The organism is Cupriavidus basilensis, assembly GCF_008801925.2.
GTDB lineage: Bacteria > Pseudomonadota > Gammaproteobacteria > Burkholderiales > Burkholderiaceae > Cupriavidus > Cupriavidus basilensis.
This window is the reverse complement of sequence record NZ_CP062804.1, coordinates 1,714,047-1,731,260: the sequence shown is the minus strand read 5'-3', so window position 1 is coordinate 1,731,260 and position 17,214 is coordinate 1,714,047. Positions and strand designations below refer to the sequence as shown.

Here is a 17,214-nt window from a genome sequence, read left to right as displayed (position 1 = left end):
GTAGTCAGGAGTCCCCATGCTTTCTCGTCGTTACGGCGCGGTCTGGCTGACCGCGCTCGCTTTGCTGGTTCTTGCGGCGCTTGCCGCCGGGCACCGGCTTTCCCCCGCATGGCTGGCTGTGCCCGTTGTGCTGCTGCTGGTTGGCCTGCATGACATCGGCCAGTCGCGCCATTCCATCCTGCGCAACTATCCGATCTGGGGCCACCTGCGCTTCTTCTTCGAGTTCATCCGCCCGGAGATCCGCCAGTATTTCATCGAGGACGACACCAACGAGATGCCGTTCTCGCGCCAGCAGCGCAGCCTGGTCTACCAGCGTGCCAAGAACGAGGTCGACAGCCGGCCCTTCGGCACCGAGATCGATGTGCGCCTGTCTGGCCACGAGTGGATCAGCCACTCGCTGGCGCCGACCCGCATCCCTTCCGCCGACTTTCGCATTACCGTGGGCGAGGGCCGTGCGCAGCCTTACTCGCTGTCGATCTTCAACGTCTCGGCCATGAGCTTTGGCGCGTTGTCCGGCAATGCGATCCGCTCGCTCAATCGCGGCGCCAAGCTTGGCGGCTTTATCCACGATACCGGCGAAGGCTCCATCTCGCCGTATCACCGTGCCGAAGGCGGCGACCTGATCTGGGAGGTGGCCTCCGGCTACTTCGGCTGCCGCCGCCCGGACGGTGGCTTCGATCCCGACAAGTTCGCCGAGCAAGCGCGCTCGCCGCAGGTCAAGATGATCGAGGTCAAGCTCTCGCAAGGCGCCAAGCCGGGCCACGGCGGCGTGCTGCCGGCGGCCAAGGTGACGCCGGAGATTGCCGCCACGCGCGGCATCGCCATGGGCGAGGATTGCATCTCGCCCGCCACGCACAGCGAATTCTCCACGCCGCTGGGCTTGCTGCAGTTCGTCGACCGGCTGCGCACGCTGTCCGGTGGCAAGCCCACCGGCTTCAAGCTTTGCATCGGGCACCCGTGGGAATTCTTCGGCATCGTCAAGGCCATGCTGGAATCCGGCATCCTGCCGGACTTCATCGTGGTGGATGGCGCCGAAGGCGGCACCGGCGCGGCGCCGCTGGAGTTCGTCGACCATATCGGCGTACCGCTGCAGGAAGGCCTGCTGCTGGTGCACAACACGCTGGTGGGCGTGAACCTGCGCGACAAGATCCGCGTTGGCGCGAGTGGCAAGATCATCACGGCCTTTGACGTGGCGCGCACGCTGGCCACCGGCGCCGACTGGTGCAACTCGGCGCGCGGCTTCATGTTTGCGCTCGGGTGCGTGCAGGCGCAGAAGTGCCATACCGACCGCTGCCCCGTGGGCGTGGCCACGCAGGATCCGGTGCGCCAGCGCGCCATCGTGGTACCTGACAAAGCCGATCGCGTAGCCAGCTTCCACCGCCAGACGTTGCATGCACTGCTGGAAATCCTGCAGGCAGCTGGCCTGAATCATCCGGGCGATCTCAAGCCGCACCATATCGTGCGGCGCATCTCGCCCAATGAAGTGCGGTTGATGTCCGAGCTGCTCAAGTTCCTCACGCCGGGGGACCTGATCAACGGGAATTTCCGCTACCAGCTGTACGAGAAGTACTGGCCGCTGGCGCGTTCCGACAGTTTCTCGTTGTAAAGCCAGGCGCTAGCGCGCGGCTTGCGGCGCCGGCAGGCGGGCGCGCCCGTGCTGTCGGAATGCACTGGGCGCCTGCCCAACATGCTTCGCAAAGAAGCGCGCGAAATACGCGGCGTCCGCAAAGCCCAGCGTCGAGGCGATCTGCTTGATGTCGAGATCGCTATAGAGCAGGTCGCGCTGCGCCTCCACGATCAGGCGCGAATGGATCAGCTGCAGCGCGCTCCTGCCGGCAAGCTGCTGGCAGATCCGGTTGAGCTGGGTGGGCGAGATGCCGAGCGTGCTGGCATAGTCCGCCAGATCCTGGTGGTTCCGAAAACGCGCCTCTACCAGTTGCTGGAACTGCTGAAAATGGCGTGCGGTCCTGCCCGCCGGCTGCGCCCCGGTTGCACCCGCGCCGCAAGCGCGCCGGGCAATGCCCACCAGCAACAAGGACAGCAGCGCCGACAAGGCAGCACCGCGCCACAGCGAGACTGCGTTCATCTCCGCACGGAACAGTTCCAGCGCCCCGGCAAGCACGGTGGCGTCATCGCGCTCGCCGCCGGCCGGGTCACCGAACGGGTCATGGTAGGGCCGCTCGAACAACGGTAGCGCATCCGGTACGCCAGCCAGCAGCGTGTGCAGGTAGTGGTCGGTCATGGTAATGACGATGCCATCCACGTCCGGCGTAAACCGAAAACCATGCACGCAACGCGGCGGCACCGTTACCACGGTGCGCGCGCCCAAGGGGTACTCGCGGTCGTCGAGCAGCGCGCGGCCGCCGCCCTGGTGCACGTAGAGCACCTGGAAGAAGCGTTCGTGGCGGTGTGGCTTGATTTCCCAGTCGTTGACGCCGCTGCGCTCCGGGATCGACTCGAAATGCAGCTGTTCCAGCAGGGGCTCGTTGGAGTTGACCCCATAGAGAGAGTAGGTCGGGACGGTTTTCATGGGGCGGGGGCGGGCACCGGGGTGGCCATTGTCCCGCCGGTGGGGCGGATCTGTCCATCGGTGCCGCCACTCGCCACGGCAGCGCACCGATGGCCGCCGATGGCTATTGATCCGCCTTGGCGCCCGACTTGCGCACGATCTCAGCCCACTTCTTGCCCTCTGCCGCGGTGTAGCGCGCGAACTCCGCGGGGGAGGAACCCACCGGTTCGGCGCCCATGTCCGCGTACTGGCGTTGCACGTCGGGCTGGCGCAGGGCTTGCGCGGCGTGGGCCGCGAGTTTCTCCACGATCGGCGCTGGCGTGCCGCGCGGCGCCCACAAGCCGTACCAGGTGCTGATATTGAAGCCGGGCAAGCCAGACTCCGCCACCGTGGGCACGTCCGGCAGGGCACGCGCCCGCTTGAGCGTAGTGACGGCCACGGCGCGCAGCTTGCCAGCCTTGATGAACGGCATCGCCGATGGCATGGAATCGAACATCAGCTGGATCTGGCCGCCCATCAGGTCGGTCAGCGCGGGCGAGCTGCCCTTGTACGGCACGTGCTGCATCGAGACATTGGCGGCGAACTTGAACGATTCGCCCGCCAGTTGCTGGGCCGACGCATTGCCGGCCGAGCCGAAGTTGATGCTGCCGCCCTTGGCCTTGGCATAGGCGATCAGGTCCTGCACGGTCTTGACCGGCGAATCGTTGTTGACCACCAGCACCAGCGGCACATCGGCCAGTTGCGTCACGGGCACAAAGTCGCGGAAGGCATCGTAGCGCATCTTGGGATAGATGCTCGGGTTGATCACATGCAGCGAGGCATTGGCCAGGATGGTGTAGCCATCGGGCGCAGCCTTGGCGACCATTTCCGCGCCGATCATGCCGCTGGCGCCTGGCTTGTTGTCGATCACCACGGTCTGGCCAAGCGTGTCGCCCATCTTGACGGCGACCACACGCGCCAGCAGGTCGGTGGGGCCGCCCGGCGGGTAAGGCAGCACCATGCGGATCGGGCGCTGCGGGAAATCGTCGGCGGCACGGGCCGGCGACGTGCCCAGGGCAGCAAGAGCGGTGGTTGAAATCGTTGCCAGCAGGGCAAGGCGCAACGCGGACCGGCGATGCTTGGTGTGCTGTGTACTGTGCTGCGTGTTCAGGACCCTGAATCGATTTGCCATGCGTTAGTCTCCTTGATTTTTATTGCGACTTTGCCGATGACCTGCCTGGCTTCCAGCGCGTCCAGCGCCTCGGCCAGCCCGCTCATCGGGTACACCTTCGACACGGTCGGTCGGATCTTTCCTTCGCTGGCCCAGCCGCACAGTGTCTTCATGACGGCCTGCAATGCGTGGGCATGCTGTGCGCGCTCGTTGGCGGGCGTCCAGCCGATGTAGCGGCCGACGAAAAATCCATGCAGCGTCAGGTTCTTTACCAGCAGCAGGTTCAGCGGCGCTTGCGGGATGCGGCCGCTGGCAAAGCCGATGCTGAGGATTCGCGCGTTGGCGGCCGCAGCGCGCAGCGCCTGGTCGAACAGGTCGCCGCCTACCGGGTCCACCACCACGTCGGCACCGCGTCCACCGCTCACGCGCTTGACGGCGGCGGCCAGGTCTTCCGGGGCGAGCGCATGTTGGGCGCCGCGCCGCAGGGCCTGTGCGCGTTTCGCTTCGGTGCTGGCGCAAGCAATCACCGAAGCGCCCAACTGGTGGGCGATTTCCACGGCGGCCAGGCCCACGCCGGCGCCGGCGCCAAGCACCAGCACCGTGTCACCGGGCTGCACGGCGCAGCGCCACACCAGGCCGCAGTAAGCGGTGCCGTAGGAGAGCGGGATCGGCAGGGCTTGCAGCGCGTCAAGCGTATCGGGAATGGGGTAGACCGTGTATTCGGGCAGCGTGACTTCTTCGGCAAAGCAGCCCCAGTCGGCAATGGCCGCCACGCGGTCGCCAGGGCGCAGGCGGGTTACCGCTGCGCCGCAAGCCACTACGCGGCCGACCGCCTCGGTGCCGGGCACGAACGGCAGCGGCGGCTTGGTCTGGTAGCGGCCTTCCACCATCAGGCCCGTGGCGTGGCTGACGCTTGCGTACTCCACGGCCAGCGTGACAGCGTGCGGATCCGCCAACGCCGGGCACGGGATGCTGGCAAGGCGGACGTCTTGCGCTTTGCCGAAATGTTCGCAGAGCAGGGCCCGCATCATGCGCTGGCTCCCGCGGCGGCGTTACCCGCCAGAGGGCTGGCCTGCCTGACCACGCCCATCTCCAGCCATTGCGCGAGCTTGTTCGAGGGGACACCGTACTCACGCAGCACGGCTTCGGTGTGTTCACCGACACGCGGCGCGGCGGTGGCCGCCCGCCGCATGCCCTTGGCGGGGATGCCGGCAAACGGCAAGGCACCCAGCCCCGCCTGCTCGACCGTCTGGAAGGTCCCCTGCAGCGCCGCCAGCGGGTGGTCGAGCACTTGCTGGTAGTGGCGCACCGGCGCATGAAGGATGTCGTGCGCCTGCAGGACGCCGAGCCAGTGCGCCGTGCTTTTGCCGGCAAGTACCGCCGCCACGGCGTCCTGCAGCCAGGCCGCGTGCGCCATGCGGCTGGCGTTGTCCGCAAAGCGCGCATCTTGCGCCCAGCCAGGGCGATCCAGCGCGCGGCAGAGCCTGCCGAATTGCGCGTTGTTGAGCGCCAGCAAGGTGAGGCTGCCATCGCTGGTGGCAAAGACGCCATTTGGCGCGCTCACCGGCCCGGCGGTCACAGCGCCCTGGATGGCGTACTCGAGGATATTGTTGGCCTGCAGCGCCACGCAGGCGTCGAACAGGCTCAGCGCGACATGCGCGCCGGCACCGCTGCGAAAGCGCCTGCACAAGGCGGCGGCGGCGGCCTGCGCCGCGTACAGGCCGGTGGCCGCGTCCGCCAACAGCATGCCGATGCGCCGCGGCGAGCCGTCGGCCATGCGGTTGGTGTGCATGAGGCCGCTGTCGGCCTGCATCACGGAGTCCGAGGCCGGGTAGTCGGCATAAGGGCCGTCCGCGCCATAGCCGCTGATGGACACATAGACCAGCGCCGGATTGCGCGCACACAGCGCCGCGTAGCCAACGCCAAGGCGCTCGGCAACCTGCGGCCGGAAGTTCTGCACCACGATATCCGCCCGCAGCGCGAGGTCGAACAACAACGCCTTGCCGGCGTCGGTGGCCGCATCGATGCAGACGCCGCGCTTGCCGGCGTTGTACGCGATCGACAGGGCACTGTGCTCGCCACGCACCACGCCAACATGTCGGCCCCAATCGCCTGCAGGCGGATCGACCTTGATGACGTCGGCACCTTGCTGCCAGAGGATATGCGCGCAGTAGGGGCCTGCGATGCCCTGGCTGATATCCAGGATGCGCAGGCCGGAGAAGGGCAGGTCGTCGACAGCTTCGGATGAAGGCGGGGTACGCGAAGGTAGGGCGGATTGCAGGTCGGTCTGGGCCATCGGCAGGGATCTGGTAGTCGTCATATCGTGTCGGATGCCCTATGCTAGGGCGTACTCCTGGCCGTGACAATCCGCCGGCCTGTGCCACCCGTGTTGACTCATGATTGACAATAATCCCAGCTTTGACCTGAACCTGATCCGGCTGTTCGTCACGCTGGTGGAATCCAGAACGCTCACGGCCGCCGCCGCGCGCGGCGGCATGACCCGTTCCAATGTCTCGCGCCGGCTCAAGGCGCTGGAGCAGCATATGGGCGCGCAACTGATGCGGCGCACCACCCGCCATGTGGAGCTGACCGAGGCCGGGCGGCTGCTGTATGCGCACGGCGTGCGCATGCTGGATGAGCTGCAAGCGGCGGGCACTTCCATCGACAGTCTCGGCCAGACCGTGCGCGGCGATGTGCGGATCCGCCTGCCCACTGGGCTCGGGCACCTGTACCTGGCGCAGGTGTTGCTGGAGTTCGCCCGGCAATACCCGGCCATCTCCCTGCGCGTGCTGATCAATGACTATATCGGTGACCTGATCTCCGCCGAGGTGGATGTGGCGTTGAAGATCACCTCCCTGCCGCCGGAGGATCATGTGGCGCGCAAGATTTGCGCGGTAGGCTGGTGCCTGTGCGCATCGCCCGCGTTCCTGGCGGAGCACGGGCCGGTCAGCCGCGCGGAGGATCTTGCCCACTGCGACCTGATCGCGCCGGCGTCACTAGGGCGTCGCTTCGATCTCAAGCTGAAGCTGGCCGGCACGCCGCTGATGCTGCGGGTCGCCCCGCGCATCCAGTCCGGCGACTATCCCTTCCTGTTCGAGTCGATGATGACAGGACTCGGCGTTGCCTTGCTGCCGCGCTATGCCGTGTGGCAGCAGATCGGGCGTGGCGAAGTGGTGGAGGTGCTGCCCGAGTACGAGCCCGAAGGCGTGGGCGACAGCATTTACATGCTGACCGCGCCAAACCGGTTTCCCACGCTGGCCACCCGTACGCTGATGGACTTCATCCGCGCGCGGCTGGAGAGCCAGGCGGGGAACTGGGGCGGGCGTGCGGCTGGCGAGGAAGTTGACGCCGCGCGATAGTTTGGCGGCGTTGGAGTGGCGTCATTGGCGCGAGCAGCGCAGGCCTGCGCCAGCCGCGCCTGCAGCGGTTGGCTGGGCAAGCCCGTCTGGTTTACTGCGGCCCCAGCTTCTTGATCAGCGCATCCAGCATCGCCAGTTCCTGCTCGTCCAGGTCCGTCAGCGGCGCGCGGACCGGGCCGGCGTCATGCCCGACCAGCTTGGCGCCGGCCTTGACGATGCTCACCGCGTAGCCTGCGCGGCGGTTGCGGATGTCCAGGTACGGCAGGAAGAACTCGTCGATCAGGCGGTTGGTGGTGGCGTGGTCGTCGGCGGCAATCGCGCGGTAGAAGTCCATCGCCGTCTTGGGGATGAAGTTGAACACGGCTGACGAGTACACGGGCACGCCCAGCGCCTTGTAGGCGGCGGCGTAGACTTCGGCGGTGGGCAGGCCGCCCAGGTAGGACAGGCGGTCGCCCAGCTTGCGGCGGATGCGGACCATGCCTTCGATCTCGCCCACGCCGTCCTTGAAGCCGATCAGGTTGGGGCAGCGGTCGGCCAGGCGTTCGAGCATGTCCGCGTTGATGCGGGAATTGCCGCGGTTGTACACGATCACGCCGATGTGGACCGACTTGCAGACTTCTTCGATATGGTTGGCAATGCCGTCCTGGCAGGCTTCGGTCAGGTAGTGCGGCAGCAGCAGGATGCCCTTGGCGCCCAGGCGCTGGGCTTCCTTGGCGTAGGCAATGGCCATGCGGGTCGGGCCGCCGGCGCCGGCCAGGATGGGCACCTTGCCGGCGCAGGTTTCCACCGCGGTGCGGATGACATTGGCGTAGTCGTCCGGCGTCAGCGAGAAGAACTCACCGGTGCCGCCGGCGGCGAACAGGGCGGTGGCGCCGTAGGGGGCCAGCCATTCCAGGCGCTCTACATAGGTCTCGGGCCGGAAGTTGCCTTGCGCGTCGAAGTCGGTCACGGGGAAGGAAAGCAGGCCTTCCGAGACAATCTGCTTGAGTTCTTGTGGTGTGGTCATGATGGCTGGTCCTGATACCCGCAAGGGCGGTGTTGGTTCAGTGGTTCTTGTGCATGACTTTCGCCTGCACAATTTCGAGATACGTCATCGTACAACTAGATATTTGGATGCGCAAGTACTTTTGTTTTGGGAACAGGCATCGTCCTCCGGCTTTGCTGGCGTCACTCAATATGAAAGCTGCCTGAAAGCTTGGGCCGTGGCATCTTCCAGTCGGCGCACCCAGACCGACAGCGCCCCTGCAACGGCTAATGCACCCTCGCCAACGCAGTTGTCTTGGCGCTAGGGTAAACACTCAATGTTGCCGATGAAATCGGATGCCTATAATTCCAGTTATACGATGACATATCACGTAAGCGGACAAACAGGCGAGATGGCCGCGTGCCGTACCCCGTAAGGCGGCCCCCATCTCCAATCCGGCTCGTGCAGGAGACACCATGAATCTCAGCAATACCATCAGCGTGGCCGGCGAGGCCACCCGTCGCAGCCATGTCCGTTACTGGATCCTGCTGATGATCTTCGTGGTGACGACGGTGAACTATGCCGACCGCGCCACGCTTTCCATCACCGGCCCGGCGATGCGCTCCGAGTTCGGCTTCGATGCCGTGCAGATGGGGTTTATCTTCTCGGCGTTCAGCTGGGCCTATGTGATGGCGCAGATCCCGGGTGGCTGGCTGCTGGACCGCTTTGGCGCGCGCCGCATCTATGCCTGCAGCATTTTCCTGTGGTCGCTCTTTACCCTGCTGCAGGGCTTTATCGGCGGATTCGCCACCGTCGGCGCGGCCGTGACCACGCTGTTCGTGCTGCGTTTTGCCGTGGGCCTGGCCGAGTCGCCGGCGTTCCCGGCCAATGCCAAGGTCGTGGCCAGCTGGTTTCCCACGGCCGAGCGCGGCACGGCCTCGGCCATCTTCAATTCCGCGCAGTATTTTGCCGCGGTGCTGTTTACGCCGCTGATGGCCTGGCTGACCCACGCGCTGGGCTGGCACCACGTCTATCTGTGGATGGGCGCGCTGGGCATGGTGCTGGCCGGCCTCTGGCTCAAGGTGGTGCGTAGCCCGGCGAGCCATCCGGGCGTGAATCGCGCCGAGCTTGACTACATCAAGCAGGGCGGCGGCCTGATCGAGATGAGCGGCGACGCTGGCAAGAAGGACAAGGAAGCCTCAGGCACGCGCTGGTTCTACGTGCGCCAGCTGCTCTCCAACCGGATGCTGCTGGGCGTGTACCTGGGCCAGTACTGCATCAACGTGCTGACGTACTTCTTCCTGACGTGGTTTCCCGTGTACCTGGTGCAGGCTCGTGGCATGTCGATCCTGAAGGCGGGGTTTGTCGCATCGCTGCCGGCGATCTGCGGGTTCCTGGGCGGCGTGCTGGGCGGCCTGATTTCCGACGGGTTCCTGCGCCGCGGCTATTCGCTGACGGTGGCCCGCAAGGTGCCGATCGTCGCCGGCATGCTGCTGTCGGTCAGCATGATTGCCTGCAACTACGTGGATAGCGAATGGCTGGTGGTGGGCTTCATGGCACTGGCCTTTTTCGGCAAGGGCATCGGCGCGCTGGGCTGGGCCGTGGTGGCGGATACGGCACCGAAGGAAGTGATTGGCCTGGCCGGCAGCATCTTTAACATGTTCGGAAATATCGCGGGCATCGTCACGCCTATCGTGATCGGATATATCCTTGGCACCACCGGTTCTTTCAATGGCGCGCTGGTCTTTGTCGGCGCCAACGCGCTGGTGACGGTGATCAGCTACCTCGTGATCGTCAAGGAAATCAAGCGCGTCGAGCTCAAGCATCCCTGAAATCCATGAATTGATTGGCGCCAGCTGGGCAGGTGCCGCCCCGGCGCAGCGGCCAGGTGTTTCGCAAGGAAAAATACATGACGGTGATCGATATCAAAGTAGAACAGCCAGGCGGTTCACAGCCGGCTGCGCCGGTGCAGGGCACTGCGCTGTACATCCGCATCCACGCGCTGGATAACGTGGCGATCGTCGCCAACGATGGCGGCCTGCCCGAGGGCACGGTGTTTCCCTGCGGGCTGACGCTGCGCGAGCGGGTGCCGCAGGGCCACAAGGTGGCGCTGGTGGACCTGGCGGCTGGCGATGCCGTGGTGCGCTACAACGTGGTGATCGGCTACGCGCTGCGCGACCTGCCCAAGGGCAGCTGGGTCAACGAGCGCGTGATCGAGATGCCGGTGGCGCCCGGGCTGGACAACCTGCCTGTCGGCACGCGCGTGGCGGAACCGCTGCCACCGCTGGAAGGCTATAGCTTCGAGGGCTTTCGCAACCCGGACGGCTCGGTCGGCACCCGCAACATCCTTGCCATCACCACCACCGTGCAGTGTGTGTCGGGCGTGGTGGAGCACGCGGTGCGGCGCATCAAGGCCGAGCTGCTGCCGCAGTATCCCAATGTGGACGATGTGGTGGGGCTGGAGCACACCTACGGCTGTGGCGTGGCCATCGACGCGCCGGACGCGATCGTGCCGATCCGCACGCTGCGCAATATCGCGCTGAACCCGAATTTCGGCGGCACCGCCATGATGGTGAGCCTGGGTTGCGAAAAGCTGCAGCCGGAGCGCCTGCTGCCGGCCGGCAGCTTGCCCGGTGGCCTGGATGTTGGCGTGGTGTGCCTGCAGGACGACGAGCACGTCGGCTTCGAGAGCATGATCGATTCCATCATGGCAATGGCGCGTACTCACCTGGCCAAGCTGGACCAGCGCCGCCGCGAAACCTGCCCGGCCTCGGAGCTGGTGGTGGGCGTGCAGTGCGGCGGCAGCGATGCTTTTTCGGGTGTGACCGCCAATCCCGCCGTGGGGTTTGCCACCGACCTGCTGGTGCGCGCCGGCGCCACCGTGATGTTCTCGGAAGTCACGGAAGTGCGCGATGGCATCGACCAGCTCACCGCGCGCGCCGCCACGCCCGAAGTGGCGCAGGCCATGATCCGCGAGATGGACTGGTACGACCGCTACCTGGAAAAGGGCCGGGTCGACCGCAGCGCGAACACCACGCCCGGCAACAAGAAGGGCGGCCTGTCCAATATCGTCGAAAAGGCCATGGGCTCGATCGTCAAGTCGGGCAGCACGGCCATCACCGGCGTGCTCTCCCCCGGCGAAAAGCTCAAGCAAAAGGGCCTGATCTACGCGGCCACGCCCGCCAGCGACTTTATCTGCGGCACCCTGCAACTGGCCGCCGGCATGAACCTGCACGTGTTCACCACCGGCCGCGGCACGCCGTATGGCCTGGCCGAAGTGCCGGTGATCAAGGTGGCGACGCGTAGCGATCTGGCACGCCGCTGGCACGACCTGATGGACGTGAATGCCGGGCGCATTGCCACCGGTGAGGCCACCATCGAGGATGTGGGCTGGGAGTTGTTCCGCTTGATGCTGGATGTGGCGAGCGGGCGCAAGAAGACCTGGGCCGAGCACCATAAGCTGCACAATTCGCTGGTGCTGTTCAACCCGGCGCCGGTGACCTGACCGGATAGCCCGGCCAGCGCGGCCAAGAAAATCGATACGGCGATAAGCGGCCGGGACCAGTGTCCCGGCCGCTTTACATTCGTCGGGGGCCAACCTTAAATGAGGAAGGATTCGGCCCTTCTCCTGGCTACAACGCCTGCTGCCTTCCCCCTTCAGCTCGCCATGCCATCCTCTGCCCGACATGACGCCGGGGACGGATCAAGCCTTGCTTGGTGGCGCGCGGCCGGTGCCGCGGCCGAACCCCTATCCGGGATTCCGTCACGAGGTGCATCATGGCCGATCTATCGAGTGAGCTGGTCAATGGGTTGAAGTCGAAACTGAGAGGCCAGGTGCTGCAACCTGGCGAGCCGGGCTATGAGCAGGCGCGGCAAGTCTGGAATGCCATGATCGACCGCCGTCCCGCGCTGATCGTCAAAAGCGCCGGCGCGGCCGATGTCATCGATACGGTCGCGTTCGCGCGGGACAATGGCGTGCCGCTGTCGGTACGCGCCGGCGGCCACAATATCGGCGGCCTGGCTCTTTGCGATGGCGGCGTCACGCTGGACCTGTCGGGCATGAAATCGGTGCGGATCGATCCCACCACGCTGCGTGCCTATGTGGAGCCCGGTGCCACGCTGGGTGATTTCGACCACGAGGCGCAGGCCTTCGGGCTTGCCACGCCGCTTGGCATCAACTCCACCACCGGTGTGGCCGGACTCACCCTGGGCGGCGGCTTTGGCTGGATCAGCCGCAAGTACGGCACCACCGTGGACAACCTGGTCAGCGCCCAGGTGGTGACAGCCGATGGCAAGCTGGTGCATGCCAGCGCCACCGAGCATCCCGACCTGTTCTGGGCCATTCGCGGCGGCGGCGGCAACTTCGGCGTGGTCACCATGTTCGAGTTCGCCCTGCGGCCAGTCGGCCCGGAAATCTATGGTGGCCTGATCGTCTATCCGCTGGAGCAGGGCGTGGCGGTGTTGCAAGCCTTGCGCGACCGCTTCGACGGCATGCCGGATGAGCTGACCGTGTGGGCGGTGCTGCGGCTCGCGCCGCCACTGCCGTTCCTGCCGCCGCAGACCCATGGCAAGCCCATCGTGGCCCTGGCCATCTGCTATATCGGGCCGCCAGCCAACGGGCCGCAACTGGTCGAGCCATTGCGCCATCTCGGCACGCCCTACGGCGAGCATGTCGGGCCCATGCCGTTTGCTGCCTGGCAGCAGGCGTTCGATCCTCTGCTCACGCCGGGGGCGCGCAACTACTGGAAATCGCACAACTTCGCCGGGCTGGATGATGGCCTGCTCACGTTGCTGGTGGATTACGTCAACAAGCTGCCCTCGCCGCACACCGAGATCTTCATCGGTGCCATGGGCGGCCAGACCAACCGGGTCGCGGCAGACGCCATGGCTTACCCCAATCGCGATGCCAACTACGTCATGAACGTGCACGGACGCTGGACCGAGCCGGCTGACGACGCCGCCTGCATCGCCTGGTCGCGCGAGGTGTTCCAGGCCGCGGCACCGTACGCGCTTGGCTCGGTATACGTGAATTTCCTGACACAGGAAGAGGGCGATCGCGTCGGCGCCGCGTACGGGCCGAACCATGCCCGGCTGGTCGAGGTCAAGCGGCGGTACGACCCCAACAACCTGTTCCGCCACAACCAGAACATCAAGCCCTGAGCGCTTCCCGCAGGCTATGCCGCCGGCTCCGTGCCGGCGGCATGGGTCACGTCGATCTTCGTACCGCAGCGGAGCGTCTGGTACACCACGCAATAGCGCTCGGTCAGCCGCAGCAGCGATTCGATCTGGTCGGCCTGCGCGTCGGTATCCAGTTCAAAGCGCATCCGGATCGCGCGCAAGCCCACGGCGGCGTCCTTGCTCACGCCAAGCGTGCCGCGAACATCGAGGTCGCCTTCCACCAGCACGCGCGCGTCGCGCAGCACGATGCCCAGCGCCGTGGCCACCGCATTCAGCGTGACGCCAGCGCAGGCGGCCAGGGCCTCCAGCAGCATGTCGCCGGAGCAGGCACTCAGGCCGGTGCCGCCGGTGGCAGGATGCAGGCCGGCTTCGACCAGTGCCTTGCCGGTTTCGACGCGGCAGGTCACCCCCTCGCCCAGGCGGCTCGACGCGCGCAAGGTGACCAAGGCAGCTTCGGGGTGTTCCCGGTACTTTTCCCTGAGCGGGGCCTGGAGGGTGCGGAGCTGGTCGGCGTGCATCGGCGTTCTCCCAAGCGTTGGCTTCAGGCATCGAGCCTAGGCGGCGGTTGCAAAACCTTCAAGGCGGTAACGGGAAGCCGGAATCTGACGGATCTGAGATGTCAAATCAACCGCGCCCCCGGCCAGGCCCCCGACATCACGATATTGCGCACGGACTGCCGCACCGTTTGCATGATGTCCCACAATTCCGGCACCGGTGTGCGGTTACGCGCGGTGGCAAGCGCCACCTGCCGCGTCACTACCGGATCCACCAGCCGGGCTGAATGCAGCCGGCCTTGCGCTACGCGATCCGCCACCGCGGCAAACGGCAGCAGGGTGGCGCCGCAGCCGTCTTCCACCAGGCGCATCGACACGGTATTGGACGCGTCGCATTCCAGGGCCAGTTGCAGGCTGGCGCCCGCGCGGGCAGCGAGCGATTCGGCAAGCACGCGCAGGCCGTGTCCCGTGCTGGGCAGGATCAGCGGCACTTCGCCAAGGCGGCGCACGGGAAAGGTCGGGCCGAGGTGGCTCCAGGATGCCGGCGTGACCAGCGTCAGGTCTTCTTCCAGCAGGATGTCGACCTTCAGCGCCCCTTGCTGTTCGGGCAGGTAGAGCAGGGCCACGTCGATCTCGCCGGCCGCCAGCCAGGCGAGCACGGGGCTGGCTAGTCCTTCGACAAAGCGCACCTTGGTCGCCGGGAAGCGTTGCTTGAGCGCGGTGCCGATGCTGGCAAACGCGGTGTTGGCGATGGTGGGCTGCGCCGCGATCACCAGTTGCGCCGGGCCTTGCGCCGACGAAGCGCGGATGGCTTCGCGGGCTTCGGCCAGCGTGGCCGCCACTTGGCGTGCATAGACGATCAACGTCTGGCCGGCTTCGGTCAGCACCACGCCGCGCCCGCTGCGGTGGAACAGGCGGGTGTCCAGCGCGGCTTCCAGCCGGGCGATCTGCCGGCTTACGGTGGACTGGTCCGCGCCCATTTCGAGCGCGGCGCGCGAGATGCTCTGCGTGTTGGCGACGCAGACGAAGCAGGCCAGATCCTCGGAGTTCATCGCAACGCTTAGCTGACGAAACGATCGCGCAGCGCCTGCGTAGCGGTACGGAAGAGACCCTGGTCCACGCCCACCGCCACGAAGCTCGCGCCCATGTCCAGGTAGCGGCGCGCGTCGGCTTCTACCGGTGTCAGCGTGCCCACGGCCTTGCCGGCGCGCCTGGCGGCCTCGAAGATGCGCGCCACCTGCGCCTGCACTTCGGGGTGGTTGGGGTTGCCGAGGTGGCCGTAGGCGGCCGCGAGATCGTTCGGGCCGATAAAGATGCCGTCGACCCCATCGACCGCGCAGATCTCGTCGGCCGCGTCCACGCCTTTGCGGCTTTCGATCTGCACCAGCACGCAGATGTTGTCATTGATCTGGCTGAAGTACTCCGGCACCGTGCCATAGCGGTTGCTGCGCTGGACCGACGACACGCCACGCACGCCTGCTGGCGGGTAGCGCGTGGCGCTCACCGCGCGCCCGGCCTGCTCAGCGCTTTCCACAAAGGGAATCAGGAAATTGTAGAAGCCGATGTCCAGCAGCCGCTTGAGCAGCACCGGATCGTTGGCGGGCGGGCGCACAACCGGCGCGCTCACGCTGCCTTGCAGCGCCATCAGTTGCGGGATGAAGGTCAGCACGTCGTTGGGCGAATGTTCGCCGTCAAGCAACAGCCAGTCGAAGCCCGCCAGGCCGAGGATCTCGGTAGTGGTGGCGTTGCCCAGCGAGCACCAGCACCCGATCAAGCGCTTGTGCGCCAGCACGTCGGCGCGAAAGCGGTTGGGCAGGGGCGAGGGCAAGGTTGAATTCGGGAGGGAGGACATGACGATGGTGTTCCTGTCTTTTAAGTCTGGAAGGCGAATGGGTCAGCCGGCGACCCCGGTCTGCCAGGGCGGTGTGTCCCCGCAGCCTTTGACCGGCTGCGGGGCCAGCGCTGATGCCAGATGGCTTGCTGGTCTGGCGGGTCAGTGCGAACCGCTGACGATCTGCTTGGTGAAGCTGGCGCGTTCCATCTCCACCACCTCCACGCTGACCTGTACGCTGTCTTCCGCGTTGGCCGGGCGCACCGCGTCGGCAATGACCTCGCAGATCGCTTGACTCAGTGCCTGGCGCACGGCCAGGTCGCGGCCGTCCAGGATGTGCAGGCGCGCATGGACGAACGCGCGTTCGCGCGCTTCGGTGCCCTGGCGGTAGGAGGTCAGCGTGATGCAGCGCGACTTGATGTCCGGCTCGCCGAACTGGCCGGAAGCCAGCAGCGCGGCATTGGCCTCGTCCAGCAGCTCTTCCTGCGAGCAGGTGAGGCGGGTGTTTTCGGTAATTTCAATGATGAGGTGGGGCATGGTGGCTAGGCCTGAAGGTTTCGGTGAGTCGCCGGGGCGGGGGGATCAGTCCACCGCCAGCCGCGACAGCGGGCCGGGCGACTTGCCGCGCGCGGCCTGCACGCGCGCCGCCGCGTCGTCAAGCTGGGCCAGCGTGCCGCTGTCCACCGGCATGAATTCGGCGCGGGCGCGGCGCCAGGCGCGTTCCGGCTCGCCGGGCAGCAGGATGGCATCGGTGCCGGGCTGCAGGTGCGATGAGCGCAGCCAGTCGACGAAGGCCTGCACTTCATGGCCAAAGGTGGTGCTGCTGCCCAGGCGCTCGGGGTCGAACACGATGGCCAGCATATTGTTCCAGACCGCGTGCTCGTGGGTCAGGGTCTCCGGGCGAATGGTGTGGCCGCCGGTGACCGCCGCGCCCAGCAGTTCGCACATCACCGCCAGCACGTAGCCCTTGTGCTCGCCGAACGGGCGCAGCGCGCCCTGCGCGTCGCCAGCGGGCGGGAACATCACGGCCGGGTCGTCGGTGGGATGTCCTTCGGTGTCGAGCAGGCAGCCCGGGGGCACCGTCACGCCCTTGTTGTTGGCCACGCGCACCTTGCCCAGCGCGATCGCGCTGGTGGCGAAATCCATCACCAGCGGCTCTCCACCGGCCACCGGCACGCCGATGGTGAACGGGTTGGTGCCATAGCGCGCCTCATAGCCGCCATGCGGGGCCACGATCGGCTTGGATAGCACATTGACGAAGTGGATGGAGATCATGCCGGCAGCGGTAGCCTGCTCGGCCCAGTGCCCAACCCGGCCCAGGTGGTGCGAGGCGCGCAGCCCCAGCACGCATACGCCGTGCTCGCGCGCGCGCTCGATGGCCAGGCCCATGGCTTCCTCGGTCACCGCCTGGCCCATGCCGCGATTGCCATCCAGGCTGAGGATGCCGCCAGCCTCGTGCACCACGCTCACGCGCTGGTTCAGTTGAAGCTGCTCGCCTTGCCAGGACATCACGTACTTCGGGATCATGCCGACCCCGTGCGAGTCGTGGCCTGACAGGTTGGCGCCGACGAGGTGGTCGGCGGTCAGGCGGGCCTCGCGGGCATCGGAGCCGGCGGCGCGCCAGAGATCGACCACCCATTGATGGAGGGCGGGAGTGGGGATGCGGTGTTCACTCATGAGCTTGGGGTTCGAAAGAGGAGGGGAGATCGGTGGGGAAATCGGTCGAACA

General features: G+C 66.5%; 15 protein-coding genes. 5 read left to right on the top strand and 10 right to left on the bottom strand.

All coding sequences use genetic code 11. The features are described 5' to 3' along the window. Positions 1-16: 16 nt before the first annotated feature. The gene (locus F7R26_RS28540; RefSeq protein WP_150984490.1) at positions 17-1,606 is read left to right on the top strand and encodes an FMN-binding glutamate synthase family protein; all 1,590 of its coding nucleotides are present in this window, start codon (positions 17-19) and stop codon (positions 1,604-1,606) included. A 9-nt stretch (positions 1,607-1,615) separates the two neighbouring features. Here F7R26_RS28540 and F7R26_RS28535 read toward each other — a convergent pair whose 3' ends face one another. The 4 genes from F7R26_RS28535 to F7R26_RS28520 all read right to left on the bottom strand — a co-directional run bounded on the left by F7R26_RS28535 (position 1,616) and on the right by F7R26_RS28520 (position 5,955). Then, a complete protein-coding gene (locus F7R26_RS28535) occupies positions 1,616-2,530 on the bottom strand; it encodes a helix-turn-helix domain-containing protein (RefSeq protein ID WP_150984491.1) in 915 nt (304 codons plus the stop codon). A 103-nt stretch (positions 2,531-2,633) separates the two neighbouring features. Beyond that, on the bottom strand, positions 2,634-3,680 hold the full coding sequence (locus F7R26_RS28530) for a Bug family tripartite tricarboxylate transporter substrate binding protein (RefSeq protein WP_150984492.1): 1,047 nt from the start codon (positions 3,678-3,680) through the stop codon (positions 2,634-2,636). Then, positions 3,656-4,687, bottom strand: coding sequence for an NADPH:quinone oxidoreductase family protein (locus tag F7R26_RS28525; RefSeq protein WP_150984672.1), 1,032 nt, complete (start codon positions 4,685-4,687; stop codon positions 3,656-3,658). Before F7R26_RS28525 ends, F7R26_RS28530 begins: the two co-directional genes overlap by 25 nt. Then, entirely contained in the window at positions 4,687-5,955 is a 1,269-nt protein-coding gene (locus F7R26_RS28520; RefSeq protein WP_416351374.1) for a CaiB/BaiF CoA transferase family protein, read from the bottom strand. The genes F7R26_RS28525 and F7R26_RS28520 overlap by 1 nt, the downstream gene beginning before the upstream one ends. A gap of 100 nt (positions 5,956-6,055) precedes the next feature. Here F7R26_RS28520 and F7R26_RS28515 point away from each other — a divergent pair, with 100 nt between their 5' ends. Continuing rightward, complete coding sequence (locus F7R26_RS28515) at positions 6,056-7,018, top strand: LysR family transcriptional regulator (protein ID WP_150984493.1); 963 nt, start codon at positions 6,056-6,058, stop codon at positions 7,016-7,018. Positions 7,019-7,109: 91 nt separating this feature from the next. Here the strand turns inward: F7R26_RS28515 and kdgD are convergent, their stop codons facing one another. Continuing rightward, positions 7,110-8,024 (bottom strand): 5-dehydro-4-deoxyglucarate dehydratase, encoded by a 915-nt coding sequence (kdgD, locus tag F7R26_RS28510; RefSeq protein WP_006160033.1) that lies wholly within the window; start codon positions 8,022-8,024, stop codon positions 7,110-7,112. A 434-nt stretch (positions 8,025-8,458) separates the two neighbouring features. Between kdgD and F7R26_RS28505 the strand changes: the two genes are divergently transcribed. From F7R26_RS28505 to F7R26_RS28495, 3 genes are all read left to right on the top strand, one after another. Beyond that, the gene (locus F7R26_RS28505; RefSeq protein ID WP_150984494.1) at positions 8,459-9,814 is read left to right on the top strand and encodes an MFS transporter; all 1,356 of its coding nucleotides are present in this window, start codon (positions 8,459-8,461) and stop codon (positions 9,812-9,814) included. A 77-nt stretch (positions 9,815-9,891) separates the two neighbouring features. Beyond that, positions 9,892-11,487, top strand: coding sequence for a galactarate dehydratase (gene garD, locus F7R26_RS28500; RefSeq protein WP_241754565.1), 1,596 nt, complete (start codon positions 9,892-9,894; stop codon positions 11,485-11,487). A gap of 272 nt (positions 11,488-11,759) precedes the next feature. After that, positions 11,760-13,142, top strand: a complete 1,383-nt coding sequence (locus F7R26_RS28495; protein WP_150984495.1) for an FAD-binding oxidoreductase — start codon at positions 11,760-11,762, stop codon at positions 13,140-13,142. Positions 13,143-13,156: 14 nt separating this feature from the next. On the opposite strand, the gene F7R26_RS28490 is transcribed toward F7R26_RS28495, so the two are convergent. From F7R26_RS28490 to F7R26_RS28470, 5 genes are all read right to left on the bottom strand, one after another. After that, the gene (locus tag F7R26_RS28490) at positions 13,157-13,678 is read right to left on the bottom strand and encodes an OsmC family protein (protein ID WP_150984496.1); all 522 of its coding nucleotides are present in this window, start codon (positions 13,676-13,678) and stop codon (positions 13,157-13,159) included. Positions 13,679-13,779: 101 nt separating this feature from the next. Next, positions 13,780-14,706 carry a LysR family transcriptional regulator gene (locus F7R26_RS28485; protein WP_150984497.1) on the bottom strand — a complete coding sequence of 309 codons (927 nt, stop codon included), beginning with the start codon at positions 14,704-14,706 and terminating at the stop codon, positions 13,780-13,782. A gap of 8 nt (positions 14,707-14,714) precedes the next feature. Further along, positions 14,715-15,506: a 2-dehydro-3-deoxyglucarate aldolase gene (garL, locus tag F7R26_RS28480; protein WP_150984498.1), complete on the bottom strand. Its 792-nt coding sequence runs from the start codon at positions 15,504-15,506 to the stop codon at positions 14,715-14,717. Positions 15,507-15,647: 141 nt separating this feature from the next. Beyond that, a complete protein-coding gene (locus F7R26_RS28475) occupies positions 15,648-16,022 on the bottom strand; it encodes a 5-carboxymethyl-2-hydroxymuconate Delta-isomerase (protein ID WP_043355096.1) in 375 nt (124 codons plus the stop codon). 45 nt (positions 16,023-16,067) lie between these two features. Further along, positions 16,068-17,162: a malate/lactate/ureidoglycolate dehydrogenase gene (locus F7R26_RS28470; protein ID WP_150984499.1), complete on the bottom strand. Its 1,095-nt coding sequence runs from the start codon at positions 17,160-17,162 to the stop codon at positions 16,068-16,070. Positions 17,163-17,214 lie beyond the last annotated feature (52 nt).

Bases quoted from the DNA above. Each gene is read 5' to 3' on its own strand.
- F7R26_RS28540 (WP_150984490.1), top strand. From the start codon at position 17: ATGCTTTCTCGTCGTTACGGCGCGGTCTGGCTGACCGCGCTCGCTTTG.
- F7R26_RS28535 (WP_150984491.1), bottom strand. From the start codon at position 2,530: ATGAAAACCGTCCCGACCTACTCTCTCTATGGGGTCAACTCCAACGAG.
- F7R26_RS28530 (WP_150984492.1), bottom strand. From the start codon at position 3,680: ATGGCAAATCGATTCAGGGTCCTGAACACGCAGCACAGTACACAGCAC.
- F7R26_RS28525 (WP_150984672.1), bottom strand. From the start codon at position 4,687: ATGCGGGCCCTGCTCTGCGAACATTTCGGCAAAGCGCAAGACGTCCGC.
- F7R26_RS28520 (WP_416351374.1), bottom strand. From the start codon at position 5,955: ATGGCCCAGACCGACCTGCAATCCGCCCTACCTTCGCGTACCCCGCCT.
- F7R26_RS28515 (WP_150984493.1), top strand. From the start codon at position 6,056: ATGATTGACAATAATCCCAGCTTTGACCTGAACCTGATCCGGCTGTTC.
- kdgD (WP_006160033.1), bottom strand. From the start codon at position 8,024: ATGACCACACCACAAGAACTCAAGCAGATTGTCTCGGAAGGCCTGCTT.
- F7R26_RS28505 (WP_150984494.1), top strand. From the start codon at position 8,459: ATGAATCTCAGCAATACCATCAGCGTGGCCGGCGAGGCCACCCGTCGC.
- garD (WP_241754565.1), top strand. From the start codon at position 9,892: ATGACGGTGATCGATATCAAAGTAGAACAGCCAGGCGGTTCACAGCCG.
- F7R26_RS28495 (WP_150984495.1), top strand. From the start codon at position 11,760: ATGGCCGATCTATCGAGTGAGCTGGTCAATGGGTTGAAGTCGAAACTG.
- F7R26_RS28490 (WP_150984496.1), bottom strand. From the start codon at position 13,678: ATGCACGCCGACCAGCTCCGCACCCTCCAGGCCCCGCTCAGGGAAAAG.
- F7R26_RS28485 (WP_150984497.1), bottom strand. From the start codon at position 14,706: ATGAACTCCGAGGATCTGGCCTGCTTCGTCTGCGTCGCCAACACGCAG.
- garL (WP_150984498.1), bottom strand. From the start codon at position 15,506: ATGTCCTCCCTCCCGAATTCAACCTTGCCCTCGCCCCTGCCCAACCGC.
- F7R26_RS28475 (WP_043355096.1), bottom strand. From the start codon at position 16,022: ATGCCCCACCTCATCATTGAAATTACCGAAAACACCCGCCTCACCTGC.
- F7R26_RS28470 (WP_150984499.1), bottom strand. From the start codon at position 17,162: ATGAGTGAACACCGCATCCCCACTCCCGCCCTCCATCAATGGGTGGTC.